Raw genomic sequence first — 15,144 nt, 5'->3', positions numbered from 1 at the left:
GTTGGAAGATTGGAAAACCATTGCCAATATCCCGAATTTGCTCACCGTCCTTCGGGTTCTTGCACTTCCGTTTTTTATCTTTGCCTTGTTCCAAAAGGAATGGGAATACCAAATCTTTGCCTTTGTACTTTTTGCACTTGCATCTCTGACTGATCTAGTCGATGGATATCTTGCTCGTAAATGGAACCAACAAACTGAGTTTGGAAAGTTTCTGGATCCACTAGCTGATAAGTTTTTAGTCATTGGATGTTTTGTTACCTTTCTTTTTATCCATGAACCCATTGAAGTTTGGATGGTCGTTCTGATCATCGGACGCGATATGCTCATTACCTTCCTTCGTTACATTGCCGTACGTTCCGGGAATAGCCTTCGAACCACAATGATGGGAAAGGTAAAAACTGCCTTCCAGATGGGAGCCATTCTTATCATCCTTGTTGTGTTTATGTTGAGTTCCGGAAAAAGAAGAGCGATGATCAATGAAACTTATGCTATGGGGAAACTTGCAGGTTATTCTACCTATGAAGTGGCCGCACAACACGCAAATGAGTTTTGTAAAATGGTCAACACTTCCGATACTTTAAGTTTTACCGATTTTTTTGATTCGATTGCTTCTTTTGTTCCTTATTTTGGAATGTTATTCACAACATTCATCACAGTCATATCTGGTCTTCGTTATATAGCGACCAATTATCAGTTGTTAACATTCTCAAATCTAAAAAGGATTTTTTATGACCGTTCCAACAGTTAAGGAAATTCTCGGACAGGTTGTGTCTGGACACCACCTTGTGGATACCCATGCCGAACTTTTTTTAAGTGAAGTGATGGATGGAAAGGTTTCAGAACCAGTCCTTGCTTCCTTTCTCACCGCTTTAAAAATGAAAGGGGAAACTACAGATGAATTGTATGGTTTTGTGCGTGCCATGCGTGGTCATGCCATCCAACCTTCAAAGAAATTTGATTTTGATTTTTTAGATACTTGTGGGACGGGGGGAGATGGAAAGGGAACTTTGAATGTTTCCACTCTTTCTGCTCTCACTCTTGCAAGCCTTGGATTCAAAGTTGCCAAACACGGGAACCGTTCTGTTTCTTCTCTCTCTGGAAGTTCGGATATTTTATCGGGACTCGGATACAAATTGGACCAATCCACTGCCGATTCTGAGAAGGAATTTTTACGCACAGGATTTGTGTTTTTATTTGCTCCCGCTTGGCACCCAGCAATGAAATATGCGGGACCTGTTCGCGCGGCCCTTGGATTTCGTACTTTTTTTAACCTAATTGGGCCTCTTTCCAATCCGTTTGCCCCTTCCCACCAAATGGTGGGGGTCTACGATAAGTCTCTCTGTTTGCCGATGGCGGAGATTTTAGGAAGGCTTGGCTCCAAACGAGCGATTGTCTGTCATTCCCAGGATGGGTTGGATGAGTTTTCCATCTTTGAAGAGACTGATTATGCCTATTTTGATGGGAAGGAAACCAAAGAATTCTCTTTCCATCCTAGAGAACTCGGCTTAACCGCTAAAGAATTGGACAGAAATACAGTGTTCTCTTCCTCCAAGGAGGGGGCAGAAGCACTTTTCCGCGCGGTTCTTGACCCTAAAGAATCCACAGGTGGAACTGCCATGGTGGCTCTAAATGCGGGAATCGCGATGTATTTACTCGGTGCGGTTTCGGATATCAAAACAGGATATGAAACGGCCAAAGCAAGTATCTTAGAGAAAAAAGTTCTCCGATTCGTTCGTGAAACATTGAATTTAACATAAGGCCTGTAAACATTGGATAAATAGCTATGCTCAATTTTAACTTTTTAACACCAGAAATCCTAATCCTTGCCCAAGAAGAGGGTGCAAAGTCATCCCTACAGTCACTCATCATCATTCCGATCATGTTAGTTGCTATGTATTTTCTTGTGATCCTTCCGAACAAAAAAGAAGAGAAGAAACGTAAAGAAATGATCACCAATCTCCAAAAGGGAGACAATGTTGTAACGAATAGTGGCCTTCATGGAAAAATCGTAGAGTTCAAAGACAATAATGAAACAGTTGTTTTGAGTATTGCTGCGAACACTAACGTTACTTTTGAAACTAGCGCCATTCTAAAGAAGAAAGCTTAAGATGAAGCGTATCTTCTTTAGTGCTTTACTCATCTGTTTTTCGGCTTCCCTCTATTCACAAGAGGGCTTGGATTTTTTAGATAAGGTAAACGATAAACCAAAATCTACAACCACAAAGCCGAAAGAGGACACAGTCCAACCCACAACCAAAAAACAAACTAACGTTGTGAATACGGCAGTGGTGAGTACAGGCAAAAAGAAGAAATCTAAAAAGAAATCCAAACAAAACCAACTCGCTACAGATGTTCTTCCACAAAACACGAATGTTGTGAGCAATCTGAACCAAAATCCCACAGTTACAGAAAAATCTCTTCCCAGTTTAGAAAAACAGCCTTCTTTGACTGAAGAAGAAGAGGTTGTCAATCAAGGATTGTGGATGGATTCGACAACCTCTGTGGAGCCAACGGGTCTTCCTGGTTTTTCTGCCGATTTAAAAATTGGGAAAACAGAAAGTTCACAATCAGAAATAAATCCATCTACAAGTAAGGAAACGGGGAAATCTCTTTTTAATTTCTCTGATTTTTTTGCTAAATATAAAAAGGCAATGATGATCCTTGGGATTATCATACTATTTGCTTTTTATAGACTTAGATCCGCTCGCCCGGGATCTAGCAGTCGTTCTTATAGAAGATAATAATTTTAGGAGCAAACTAACTTGCAATCGTATCGACTATTGATTCTACCTTTTTTGATTCTGGCGGTTTCTTTTACAATTCTGTATCCGAACTTTGCCGATCGTAGTTTAAAAATCGTTGTTAGAGAGGATGTGTATGCACTTCCTGAAGCTGATCAAAAAATTTTAGTGAATGCACTCTTTGAACGTTGGGCGAAAGATTATGGCAAAGGTTCTGGTTGGACCATCGAACCACAAGGAACTCTTCCTCCCAAGGAAAATCCATTTTATACTGTGAAAGGAAGGTTTATTACTTCCGCAAAGATCAACCAAATCTCCCAAGAAAATCAATCTTTAGTAAGTGAGTCTAAAAATAAATTAGAACCAACTTGGATTGAAAATACTATTCGAGGTGGTAAGTCTTTATCCATCAAATTGGGTCTCGACTTACAAGGTGGTATGCGAGTGGTTCTAAAAGGTGATTTTGAGGATTATACTTCGAAACTCAAAGACCTTTATGCAAAAGAATTAACTGAGTTAAATCTAACTCTAAAAAATCCAACAGCGAAACCAGAAGACAAAGAAAAAGCAAAATCCAGACTTTCTGAAATTGAATCTAGTTTTGATCTTTCTCCGATGCGTAAAATCGTAGAGTTAGAAAAAGCAAAGATGATTATCGATAATCGTCTTACGACTCAAAATCTAACAGAACCTCAAGTAAGGATTCAAAAAGAACAAGATGCTATTGAAGTTTCACTTCCAGGTGTTTCCAATTCGGCTGCGATTTTGGAAATTTTACAAAACACGGAAACTGTGGAATACCGTTTAGAAGAACCAAATCCTTTTGTATTCAAAGGTCAAATCGCCGACAACGAACGTCGTATGATGGATCTGGGCAAACGAGAAGATACAGACATCTTTATCTTTCAAGAGCTCGTCAAAAACAAAGCTGGAAAAAAAGCCCAAGATGAGTTTTTGGAAGGTTTAGAGAAAAAATACAATATTCCGAAAGACTTTAAAGTTTATGCGATGTGGGCTCGTGGGAATTCTGCGAAGTCGGCTCTCCTTCCACGTAGTTTTGTAGTTTTGGAACGTAAAATTGCCCTTTCTGGAAATGATATGACCAATGCACAACCATCCTATAATTCCAATTCTTACGGATGGATGGTGAGTTTTACTCTTACTCCCAACGGTGCAGAAAAGTTTTTTGACCTCACTTCGGAAAATCGCGGACGTAACCTAGCAATTGTTTGGGGAGATAAGGTAATTTCTAATCCTGTCATCAATGATCCAATTGCTGGTGGTCGTGCAGAAATTTCGGGAAGTTTTTCGGAACAAGAAGCCATTCGTTTGGCGAACGTAATCTCTGAAGGAGCACTTCCGATTCCATTATCTGTTTTGGAAATGAGATTCATTGGACCAACTCTTGGAATCGAGTCGATTGAAGTTGGTTTAAAAGCGGTTGCCATTGGATTCTTTTTAGTAATGGCTTATATGATTCTTTATTACCGTTTGGGAGGTTTCATTGCTGACCTTTCCCTTCTTGTAAACTTAATCATCCTTGCTGCTCTTTTGACTCTTATGGATTTTACCTTAACTCTTCCTGGGATTGCAGGGATTATTTTGACCGCTGGTATGGCGGTGGATGCGAACGTAATTATCTATGAAAGGATTCGGGAGGAAATCGAAGAGGGCAGGGCACTTTCCATTGCGGTCACTCGCGGTTTCGAAAACGCATTCTGGACCATTATGGATGCGAACGTGACCACTCTCATTGCAGGGATTCTAATGATTCGTCTTGGAAATGGACCGATCAAAGGTTTTGCGATCACACTTTGTTGGGGTATCGTTACCACTCTTTTTACATCTCTATTCCTCTCTAGATTGTTTATGGAGTTAGCTGTTAACAGAATGGGTGTTCACCACTTAAATTTAAGACCTTTCTTCTTTGGAAAAAAGGAGACTACAAATGTATAATATCAATTTTACAAAGTATAAATACTTTACTCTTAGTTTTTCATTTTTAGCAATTGTTGCCGGATTTGTGATCACCTTCACTAAGTATGGTGGGTTTGCTCACTCACTAGACTTTAACGGCGGTTTAAGAACGGTTGTTGAACTTCCGGCAGATAAAACGCGAAATGATTTAGATGGATACTTTCAATCTAAAAACATTGAAGCAGTTGTGATTCTTTTGGAAAAAGAAAAGAATATCTATCAGTTAGATATAGGACTTGGTTCGTTAGATACGATCGAATCCCTTTATAAAGAAATTCCTGAAGAAAATCGTGAAACTTCTACCTCTGCCATTGACCGTTTTGTGCAACTTCTTAGATATGAATACAAACTACCGAAAGAAAAAGTTCTTTCGGCAGACCAAGTGGGGGCAGTTGTCGGAGGTGAGTTGACAGAAGTCGGAATCACACTTCTACTCACAACTCTTGCGATCATTCTTTTGTATTTAAGTATTCGTTCGCAGTTTAAGTTTGCTTTAGCCTCTTCCATTGCACTAGTTCATGATATTCTTATGACCTTGGCACTCATCGGATTTTTACAAATCAAACCAAGTGTTCCTATCATTGCAGCTCTACTCACGCTCCTTGGTTATTCCATTAATGATAAAATCGTTGTGTTTGACCGGATCCGAGAAAATGCACATGGGAAAGACAATTTAGCACTTTCGAATATCATCAATGTTTCGATCAGCCAAACCTTAGGTAGAACAATCAATACATCTTTTACGACGATGATTTCAGTCATTGCAATCATTGTGGGTGGGGCTGTAGAGTTGTATGACTTTGCATTTGTTCTTTTATTTGGGGTTCTTGTCGGAACTTACTCTTCGATTTACATAGCGGCTCCCATTTCTGAGATTTACGACCAACTCAGGAAAAAAAGATTCGTATAACCGACTGACGATGAATGCAGAGAAACGGAAGGAAACTTATTCTCTGCATTCCTTACTTGGATTTTTGGCGATGGGAAAAACCGGAGCCAATCCACCTGTTTCTGCTGTTTTAACTGACACCGAGGGAAAAGTTCTCTCTAGCGCTCACACCCAAACCTTTGGTGGAAACCATGCAGAAAGAGAACTTTATTCCCGTTATCCAAAAATACCAATTTTAGACCCAAAAGAAAATTCAAATCTTTCCAGTTTGGGTTCCCAGGAAAATACAAACTCAATCGAGTTTGAAATTTCGAATTCAGAGAAACAGGATCAGATCCCTTCTGATCAAACCATCCTCTCCGTTAGTTTAGAACCTTGTACCCATTTCGGAAAAACACCACCTTGCCGTGATTTGGTGATCGAAAGAAAACCAAAAGAGGTAAAGTTAGGATGGAAAGATCCCAATCCTCTTGTGGTCTCGGGTGATTGGAGTTCGTATACAAAATCCGGAATCTCAGTGGCACTAGATCCGATGCTTGCAAAGGTTTCCCTTCCTTATTTACAGGGGTTTTTAACCAGAATCCAAACGGGGAGGCCATGGGTTTGGATCAAATCCGCGACATCAAAAGAGGGAAATTTTGCCTCTTTTGATAAAAAGAAAGAACGGGTGAGTTCACAGGAAGTGGATCTCTACTTACAGTTGTTACGCGCAAAAGTAGATGCTGTTGCCGTTGGCCCAGGAACCATTCTCTCTGACTGTCCATCACTTAACTTCCGAATTACAGAAGAGATGGTTCTCTCACATAAACCAGGAATTCGAATCACCGAACTAGAACCTTTTTTTGAAGCCGGCTCTGGACTTTTTTCTTCCATCTTACAATTTGCAAAAGATACAAACCAAATCCATAACTTAGAAGAAAACCTCTACCAACCGTATCGTGTTTTTTGTTTGGACCCTAAAAAACTTCCATCGGATGTTTTTTTTGCAAACCAACAGGCACTTACAGAAAAATATGGCGAAAAAAAATGTGTTTTTTTTATCATTTCAGATGAGATTACAGAAGAAGACGTAGAACTAGAACGGTTGATAAGACCTCTATCTCGGTTTGAAGGAGTTTATTTACGTCGAAATGAAGGTTGGAAATTTCTCGAAATTTTGGGTGAACTTGGCATTAATACTTTGTTATGTGAATCTGGAAATTTTTTCCCTGAATTTTTAGAAGATGAGATCTCAGATACGGATAGAATCATTGAAATCCGAAACGAAGATAAATCTTTTCCTGATGGAATTCCTTTTGTTTTCCAAAATGAACTTTTGATTTCGGAATACCAAGTTGGAACGAACCGTATTTTTATTAGAAAACCAGAGAGGAGCACCTAGTTTATGTTTACTGGCCTTATTGAAGCTATCGGAAAGGTGGTCACTATTGAACCGATTGATTCGGGAATTCAATTTACCGTGGAAACGGAATGGGAAAAACCTGATTTAAAATTAGGGGATTCTATTGCCATCAACGGTGCTTGTATGACAGTCACTGAGTTCTCTGAGTTAGGGAATCTATTTAAATTTTATGCATCATTTAAATCATTGGAACTGACCAACTTATCTCGGTTAGGAGAAGGGTCTTCTGTCAATTTGGAAAGGGCTATGGCAATGGGACAACGTTTTGGAGGACATATGGTGCAAGGCCATGTGGACGGAATGGCCAAAGTGATTTCTCGAAAACAAATTGAAAAAGAAGTGGAAGAGTTCTGGGTGGAAATCCCAGAAGAACTTCGTCGTTATTTTGTAAAAAAAGGATCAGTGACTTTGGATGGGATCAGTCTCACTGTTGTGGACGTAAAGGATGGGAGTATCCAACTCATCCTCATCCCTGAAACCATGGAAAAAACCAATGCTGGAACCTGGAAAAAAGACCAGAGATTGAATGTCGAAGTGGATGTTTTGGCCAAATATATCGAAAACTATTTAAGCCAAAGATCAGGTTCTTAGTTTCTTTTTAGTAGATTGTCGATATCAGAATCATTATCATCTGCTACGTACTTTGTTTGGAAATCGTTAGCATTCATAATTTCAAAAAACATATCTAGTTTTGCTAATTTAAATACATTTTGGATCATGGGTTTCATCCCCACAAGGACTAGTTTTCCTTTTTTGTTTTTGAGAGAGTTAAGGCTTTTGATGAGAGAACCAATGCCTGAGGAATCTATATAATCCAGGCGACTCATTTCAATGGAAACGATGCTCGGATGTGGTTCAATGAGTTTTGCAAAGATAGATTCGAATTCCTCCGTGGATTCGATGTCAAATTTACCCGCGATTTCGATGGTTTTGATCTTTCCCGTTGTGTTCAGTTTCAGTTCCACATCCCCTCCGATCCGGAACATTTAGACAAAAGAAAGGGGAAAAATCAATGACTTTCTTTGGGAATCTTCTTTAATTCGGAACGGCTTTCAGAGTTTTAGTATATAGAGGCCTTTCCCCATGATACGTCCGATCGAAGAAGCAATCGAAGAAATCCGCCAAGGCAAAATGATCATCTTAGTCGACTCTGAAGACAGAGAAAACGAAGGAGATCTGGTCTGTGCTTCCCAATTTGCAGATAAAGACAAAATCAACTTTATGGCAACCCATGGTCGTGGTCTTATCTGTGTCCCCATGGAGAGGGAAAGACTCCAAACTTTGGGTCTTGGAAAGATGGTGGATGATCTTTCCTTAGGTGACAAACACGGAACCGCATTTACAGTATCAGTGGATGCGAAACATGGAACTTCCACGGGAATCTCCGCACCTGACAGAGCCAAAACTGTCGAAGCACTCCTAGACCCCAAAACCAAATCGGAAGATTTGATACGTCCAGGTCATATGTTTCCATTACAAGCCGTGACTGGTGGAGTTTTACGAAGGGCAGGGCATACGGAAGCGGCTGTCGACTTATCTAAATTAGCTGGTCTTTATCCAAGTGGTGTGATTTGCGAAATTATGAATGATGATGGGTCTATGGCAAGAATTCCTGATTTGGAAAAATTTGCAAAAACACATGGTCTTAATATTTACACCATTGAAGACTTAATTCGTTACCGAAGACACAAAGAGAAATTAATTCATTTAGAAGTGGAAGCAAGTCTTCCTACCGAATTTGGTGATTTTAAAATCAAAGCTTATTCCACACAGATTGACGACAAAGTTCACATGGCTTTGGTAAAGGGCGAAATTGATCCAGAGAAACCTGTCCTTGTTCGTGTTCATAGCGAATGTTTGACTGGCGATATCTTCTCTTCCCAACGTTGTGACTGCGGGCCGCAGCTCCACAATGCTCTTCGCATGATTGAAAAAGAAGGGAATGGAGTCCTACTCTATATGCGTCAAGAAGGACGTGGGATTGGAATCATCAACAAACTCAAAGCCTATTCCTTACAAGAGGGGGGGCTGGATACAGTAGAAGCCAATGAAAAATTGGGTTTTGCTCCTGATTTGAGAGAATATGGAATTGGTGCTCAGATTTTACGGGATATTGGAGTGAAACAAATGAAACTCATCACCAATAACCCTCGTAAGATTGTGGGACTCGAAGGATACAACTTGCACGTAACCGAACGAGTTCCTATTGAGATAGATCCTGTAGAAGAGAACTCGCGTTATTTACAAACTAAAAAAACAAAACTCGGACATTTGTTGAATCTACACGGTTAGCCAAAAATCATCCTGGTCTTTTCCTTGATAAAGGGAAGAGACCAATAAATGTCTGATTGATTTCTTTTATTTGTTTTCGAAGGGTTTCTGTATTGATAGCTCTGGACTTATGGAGAAAGCCTTGCACGAACCCAAGTTTCTGTTTTATCTTTTCTTTCAAACTGGATTCTATCATGAAGTCTTCCCACCCTTCCTTGCCAAAATTCAATTTTGGTAGGGAATACAGAATACCCACCCCAGTTTTCTGGCATTGGTATTTCTTTTCCTTCCCATTCTTTGGTAAGAGAGGCAAACTTTTCTTCTAAAAATTCTCTGGAAGGAACCACCGAACTTTGATTTGATGTTAGTGCTCCAATTTGTGATTCTCTAGGTCTTACTTGGAAATAGGCTTTCGACTCTTCTTTGGAAATACGGGTCGCTTGACCTTCTATTCGAATTTGCCTTTCCAGTTTGGGCCAAAAGAAATTGAGAGCCACACGGGGGTTCTCAGCAATATCTTTTCCTTTATCCGAATCATAATTGGTAAAGAATTGGAATTCTTCACGGATGAGTCCTTTCAGTAAAACAGTTCGAACGGAAGGTTGTCCTGATTGATCCACTGTAGCAAGGCTCATTGCATTTGGCTCTTGTTCTCCTTCCTCTTTTGCTTCGGAAAACCAAAGTTGGAATAGTTCTAATGGATTGGATCCGGCTGTCTCTTCTGATAGAATAGAACGTGTGTAAAGCCTTCGCATGTTTTGTAATTCATTCAATGGTTCCATAAATAGAGAATCCCTCCCAGTTGTAGTAATGGACAAGTAATTTGGCAAAGTAGGTTAGAAATAATCCGAGAGAAAAATAAAGTCCCATAGGAATTTTTTTCCCTTTTAAGGGTTCTCCTTTTTTGCGAAGGAGAAAACTAAATCCCACTGCGAGTAGGTAAGCCGAGTTAAAATATAAAATCCAAAAAGGATTGCCCGCAATGGTGGCAAACACGGGCGAAAAAATCACATCTCCCAGGCCAGTTCCCCCGCGAAACAAAAGGTAAATGAAAAGGTAAAAACTGAAAAAACCTAAATAGACCCATAGAGTTTCTATTGTGAAAAATTCACCAAACAGAAGATAGTTGGAGAGAAAACCAAATCCTACGAGAAAAGGAAGATTTTCATAATCGAGAGAAAATTTAGCCACGTCGGTCATCATAGAAATCAGTAAATGCCCGAAAAAGAAAAGAAGGGTGATGGTCCCCAAAATATCTTCTGATACAAAATAGATAAAGATGGCCATTAGACCAAAAAGAAATTCTGTGAGAGGGTAGAGTTTTGGGAGTTCTATTTTACAATGGGAACATTTGCCTTTAGTCAAATACCAACCAACAATCGGCATAAGATTTGTTTTTGTTACCAAATGTCCGCAAGACGGACAGTGACTTGGTTTGGAAAAAATAGTTTTCCAACGAGAAAAGCCATGAACTTCCTTTCTTTTTTTGCCGTAACAATAAAGTAAAATTCGTTCTGCAAGTGTGGTATAGAAACTGGCGAGACTAGCTCCAAAGAAAAAAAGGATCCCATAGACAGAAAGACTCCAAAGGAAAAACCAATTCGAATCGTTCATAAAAATCCTTTCTTTGTTTCTAATCCACTTAGATTGGCAGAGTGCCAGTTTAACTTTCTTTCGAAAGTTCCTGTAAGGCTTTCATTCCTCGTTTCAAAGTGTCCCATTCCGTAGCAAAAGAAAGTCTGACAAAATTCTTTTTGTCACAGAAGATAAATCCAGGAACCAAAATGAGATCCTTTTTCACAGCCCTTTGGATGAACTCATCATCAGTGACGGGAACTTGGAAGAAGGAATAAAAGGCTCCCCCTGATTTTTGGATGGGATAGTAGTCTTTTAAAGATTCATAAACAAAATCACGTTTTTCTTTATAATCTTGGATGTACGCACTCATATCTGTTTTTAAGGCTTCGATTCCGGCCCATTGGGTGATGGAAGGAGCACAAACAACAGTATACTGTTGTAAGGTGGTAAGGGCCTTGATGACCTTGTCCTCAGCAAGGATGGTCGCAAGCCGAAGACCTGTCATATTGTAGGTTTTGGAAAACCCAGTGAGTGTAATTGTTTTTTCATACTCCGATCCAATGGAGAAAAACTGTTTATCGTAATCAAAGAGTTCGTAAATTTCATCACTGATCAGATAAGCTCCCGTAGTTTCTGCGAGGTTCGCTAGAGCCCTTAGTTGTTCTTTTGAGAGAACTTTACCTGTGGGATTGGAAGGATTGGAAAAAATGATGAGTTTGAATTTTCTAGATTTTAAAGATTCTAAATCTTCTGGTTTAAAACTTTCCTCTAGAGGAACCACCTTTCCCCCATAAAACTTTAACATAGCAGGGTACATGAGAAAGTAGGGTGAGATCACTAAACATTCATCCCCTTCATTGACTAGGGCATTGAATAATAAAAACAAAGCAGAAGAGATTCCCGAAGTGGCAAGGATCCTGTCTTCATGAGCATAAGTAATTTTATTTTGGGTTCGGTATTTTTCTGCCATGGCAGATTTTAGCTCAGGAATTCCACCGGTGAGAGTGTAAGAAGTTTTGCCATCCCTGGCTGCTTGTGTCATAACCTCTATGATGTTAGGTGGACAAGGGAAGTGCGGCTGGCCGATACTCAAATTGATCGGATTTTGGATACTCCGTGCAAGTTCAAAGGCCTTGCGGATGGGGGAGGAGTCAATCCCATACATTCTATTTGCGAAATCCATGGAATCATCATGGTTTTTTAGGGAGGTACGGGTCAATAGAATTTGGTTTACACCTAGGAAATGGGTAGAAATCTGAAGGATATGGAATTTGTTACCATCGCTGATGTGAAAGTGCCGGTTCTCCCGCCCACGAGTAAGTTTCCCGTTTTCCCTTCTAGCCTTGTCGAAACCGACTCGGTAAAACTTACCTTACAAAAAATTCTATACCCCATGCTAGAAGGGATCCCTGTCCTTCTCGTAGGTGATGCCGGGGTCGGAAAAAACGCTCTTATTTATTATATCAATGCCCTTCGTAAACAACCTACCCTTCGGTTCAGTTTCAATGAAGACACCCTCCCCGAAGATCTGATTGGATCTTACCGAATCCTTCTGGATGGGAAAGGATTTACTTGGTCAAATGGTCCGCTCACCAATGCTCTCTCAGAGGGGCTTAGTTTTGTTGCCGATGAAATGAACCTTTGTGCTCCCAACATCATCAAACGATTTTCCTCTGTTTATGAATCGAACTACTTAGACCTATTGGAAGGAAGTGGGGAAAGGGTAAATGGCAAAACAGGATTTTGGTTTATTGGAACCCAAAACCCAAGTGAAGGTTTTGAAGGAAGAAAACCATTACCTTTTGATATTACAAAACACTTTGCTGTTGTTTATGTAGATCCGTATTCGCCGGACGAGATGTTTTTTATCTTAAAAAAACTCTATCCCATGCTTTCGGAAGAAGTTCTGAAACAAATCATTCGGATCAGTCTAGAGTCGGAAGCCCGGATTAAATCAGGAGAGATCGGAAAGGGTGATTTAGAAAAATACCACTTCAACTTAAGGACTTTGCAAAAGTATTGTAACCGTTTGGTTTTATTTGGTGCAAAGGACAAAACGGTTGCAGCACGAGAAGCTTTATACTTATTCGAAGAACCTTTCCGTAAAAAAGAAGACAAGGCCAAACAAAGAGAACTCATTGAATCCGAGTTTGGCGGTTCAGTCAAACTAGTTCCAACCAAAGGATATGTTCAAAGTTCTACTATTTTTTGGAACGATAAAGAAATCAAAACCTGGGATGAGAAAAAAACCATCTCACTTCTTTCGACTTACCCAACCCCAGAACCTGTTTTACATTTTCTCGACCAAGTTTTCACTGCCATCCAAGCCAAAGAAAATATTTTAATCGAATACCGAGAAGACCAAGACCCACAAGAATTTTTACCACTCTTTACAGAACTTACTGGGATTGAACTCGAATCGGTAATGTTATCCAAAGGAATGCATACTTCAGACGTTGTGGGAGCACTCAAACCTACAGAAGAAGGGAATATCGAAAGTGTGACTTGGGTAGACGGCCCCCTAACACGCTCGATTCGAAAAGGTCATATCATTCTGATTTCGGGTCTTGAGTCTGCGGGAGCAGAACTGGTTGAAAAGATGAATATGTTAACCGATGATGCAAGGTCTCTCACACTTCCTCCTGAATCGGGGGAATACCTTCCCATCCAACTTACAGAAAAATCCATTGTATTTGGAATGAAATCCTTTCGTGCTTCTAAATCGGTAACAACCATTTCGCGTGCTTTCCGAAACCGATTCACACCAATTCTTTTTCCTGAATTAGAAGATGTGAAAGTTTTAGAAGAAATTTTAGAATTTTATCTTCCTGAAGGTGTGCTTCCTCGGAGTCTTGCTCGGTTTCACCTCAAGGCCAAGGAACTTTCTGAAAAACGGACCATTGGTTCGGCGAACTTAATGCCTTACCGTTTTGGTATCTCCAACCTTTTAAAATGGAAAAACCATATTTACCGCTATAACCAAACGGATGTTAAAGACATTGCAATCCGTGGTGGAAAAATTTATTATACCAACCAAATTGCGGATCCCAAAGAAAGAAAGGAACTCGAACGCATTTTGGAAGGATTTCTTTCCGGTGTGGAAGTTGTCTCAACACTCTTCGAGGAAATCGAAGAGAAAAAAAAAACGTTTACCGTTGAGTCAGGACTAAATCGAAAAAATTGGTGGGATCCTGAACTTCATAAAAGGGATCCCCTAACAGGTGTTGCCAAAAAACTCAATTCTGGTGCGGAAACCAAACGTGGAATTGAGATCAACACTCCGGAAACCGGAGGAAGCACCAAAGAAGGACCTGACGCCTGGTATGGACAAGACACACAAGGGAACCAAGGCCAAGGCGAACCACAAGGTGGTGGTGGCGCTTGGGGTTACCGAACCGAAGAACTTTATAAACAATTCTTAAAAAAACGTCGTCTCCTTTGGGACTATTCCATTATGGTTGGCCTCGAAGAATTTAAATCCGTATTTGGAAAAGAACTCGAAGAGGTAGAACTAAGTTTAGAACAACTCTTTGATCCCGAAATCGACATCCATCGTATGTATAAAAACGAAGGATCGAGAGTGGATGCAAGGAAATACATCTCCTACAAAAGCGGACGGGGAGATACCAAAATCTTCGATAAAACGACGATCGAAAAAAATGATGAAAAACTAAAAGGTGTAGAAGTGACCTTTCTTGTATCGAAATGCCGAAGGATCTTTAACTTCGAGTATTCGATTGCGATGCTTTCGGCTCTTCTTGTGAGTTTACATATTCTAAATGAACACGATATCAAAACGAGTGTCCATACTTTCTGTGATATCAAAAACTCCAAAGACACGGTGGATATTTACAATCTAAAGTCAGCAGAAGAAGATTATACGGCAGAAAAAGAAGAAGAGGTGTTTAACGCTCTTTGTAAAAATTGGCATGGAGATAGCATTCCAGAATACCAAGTTCTTTCCAATGCAGAACGTTATTTTTCCCCCGATGCCCAAACCAAGATCATTGTCATCCTTTCCGACTTTCGGGGCCAAAGAGCCAAAACCTATATTGAGGATGAACTTTCTTCTTTTGACACTCGTCGGATGAAAGAAGCTGTACTAAAAAACCAGGACAAAAATTATGTATTTTTAGGGGTGGGACTTGGGTCTCGTTACATTGCGGAACATGTATTCCAGGACTCCCTCCAGATTACGGCCGATAACTTTTATTCGATGCCGAATCTCATTGGGGCGGAAATTGCAAGATTAGTGCAAATCCACCATTCCCTCAGGTCGTAAGTAT

14 protein-coding genes are annotated in these 15,144 nt (G+C 40.1%); 10 read left to right on the top strand and 4 right to left on the bottom strand.

The annotated features are described in order from the left end of the window. Nucleotide 1: 1 nt before the first annotated feature. The 8 genes from pgsA to CH361_RS08135 are packed head-to-tail and all read left to right on the top strand — an operon-like array spanning nucleotide 2 to nucleotide 7,600. Complete coding sequence (gene pgsA, locus CH361_RS08170) at nucleotides 2-748, top strand: CDP-diacylglycerol--glycerol-3-phosphate 3-phosphatidyltransferase (protein WP_100790325.1); 747 nt, start codon at nucleotides 2-4, stop codon at nucleotides 746-748. Then, on the top strand, nucleotides 729-1,757 hold the full coding sequence (trpD, locus tag CH361_RS08165) for an anthranilate phosphoribosyltransferase (RefSeq protein ID WP_100790324.1): 1,029 nt from the start codon (nucleotides 729-731) through the stop codon (nucleotides 1,755-1,757). Before pgsA ends, trpD begins: the two co-directional genes overlap by 20 nt. Before the next feature lie 26 nt (nucleotides 1,758-1,783). Further along, on the top strand, nucleotides 1,784-2,107 hold the full coding sequence (gene yajC / locus CH361_RS08160) for a preprotein translocase subunit YajC (RefSeq protein WP_100790323.1): 324 nt from the start codon (nucleotides 1,784-1,786) through the stop codon (nucleotides 2,105-2,107). 1 nt (nucleotide 2,108) lies between these two features. After that, nucleotides 2,109-2,741 (top strand): SRP-less Sec system protein, encoded by a 633-nt coding sequence (locus tag CH361_RS08155; RefSeq protein WP_100790322.1) that lies wholly within the window; start codon nucleotides 2,109-2,111, stop codon nucleotides 2,739-2,741. A 21-nt stretch (nucleotides 2,742-2,762) separates the two neighbouring features. Beyond that, nucleotides 2,763-4,697, top strand: coding sequence for a protein translocase subunit SecD (secD, locus tag CH361_RS08150; RefSeq protein WP_100790321.1), 1,935 nt, complete (start codon nucleotides 2,763-2,765; stop codon nucleotides 4,695-4,697). Further along, nucleotides 4,690-5,628: a protein translocase subunit SecF gene (gene secF, locus CH361_RS08145; protein ID WP_100790320.1), complete on the top strand. Its 939-nt coding sequence runs from the start codon at nucleotides 4,690-4,692 to the stop codon at nucleotides 5,626-5,628. Before secD ends, secF begins: the two co-directional genes overlap by 8 nt. 10 nt (nucleotides 5,629-5,638) lie before the next feature. Continuing rightward, the gene (locus CH361_RS08140; protein WP_100790319.1) at nucleotides 5,639-6,988 is read left to right on the top strand and encodes a dihydrofolate reductase family protein; all 1,350 of its coding nucleotides are present in this window, start codon (nucleotides 5,639-5,641) and stop codon (nucleotides 6,986-6,988) included. 3 nt (nucleotides 6,989-6,991) lie between these two features. Then, nucleotides 6,992-7,600, top strand: coding sequence for a riboflavin synthase (locus CH361_RS08135; protein ID WP_100790318.1), 609 nt, complete (start codon nucleotides 6,992-6,994; stop codon nucleotides 7,598-7,600). On the opposite strand, the gene CH361_RS08130 is transcribed toward CH361_RS08135, so the two are convergent. Further along, nucleotides 7,597-7,974 (bottom strand): STAS domain-containing protein, encoded by a 378-nt coding sequence (locus CH361_RS08130; protein ID WP_100790521.1) that lies wholly within the window; start codon nucleotides 7,972-7,974, stop codon nucleotides 7,597-7,599. The two genes, CH361_RS08135 and CH361_RS08130, sit on opposite strands and share 4 nt — an antisense overlap. Nucleotides 7,975-8,092: 118 nt before the next feature. On the opposite strand from CH361_RS08130, the gene CH361_RS08125 reads away from it, so the two are divergent. Next, entirely contained in the window at nucleotides 8,093-9,301 is a 1,209-nt protein-coding gene (locus tag CH361_RS08125) for a bifunctional 3,4-dihydroxy-2-butanone-4-phosphate synthase/GTP cyclohydrolase II (RefSeq protein ID WP_100790317.1), read from the top strand. Nucleotides 9,302-9,408: 107 nt separating this feature from the next. Here the strand turns inward: CH361_RS08125 and pdxH are convergent, their stop codons facing one another. From pdxH to CH361_RS08110, 3 genes are read right to left on the bottom strand one after another with little or no spacing between them, the layout of a single operon-like run. After that, complete coding sequence (gene pdxH, locus CH361_RS08120; RefSeq protein WP_425268677.1) at nucleotides 9,409-10,053, bottom strand: pyridoxamine 5'-phosphate oxidase; 645 nt, start codon at nucleotides 10,051-10,053, stop codon at nucleotides 9,409-9,411. After that, on the bottom strand, nucleotides 10,046-10,894 hold the full coding sequence (locus CH361_RS08115; RefSeq protein ID WP_100790315.1) for a prepilin peptidase: 849 nt from the start codon (nucleotides 10,892-10,894) through the stop codon (nucleotides 10,046-10,048). Before CH361_RS08115 ends, pdxH begins: the two co-directional genes overlap by 8 nt. Nucleotides 10,895-10,943: 49 nt before the next feature. Then, nucleotides 10,944-12,041, bottom strand: coding sequence for a pyridoxal phosphate-dependent aminotransferase (locus tag CH361_RS08110; protein ID WP_208861415.1), 1,098 nt, complete (start codon nucleotides 12,039-12,041; stop codon nucleotides 10,944-10,946). A gap of 81 nt (nucleotides 12,042-12,122) precedes the next feature. On the opposite strand from CH361_RS08110, the gene CH361_RS08105 reads away from it, so the two are divergent. After that, nucleotides 12,123-15,140: an AAA family ATPase gene (locus tag CH361_RS08105; RefSeq protein WP_100790314.1), complete on the top strand. Its 3,018-nt coding sequence runs from the start codon at nucleotides 12,123-12,125 to the stop codon at nucleotides 15,138-15,140. The last annotated feature ends 4 nt before the right edge of the window (nucleotides 15,141-15,144 follow it).

The sequence above is a fragment of the Leptospira brenneri genome, from assembly GCF_002812125.1.
Lineage (GTDB): Bacteria > Spirochaetota > Leptospiria > Leptospirales > Leptospiraceae > Leptospira_A > Leptospira_A brenneri.
Note: the sequence above shows the minus strand (reverse complement) of the source record. Positions and strands in the feature narration are given on the sequence as shown.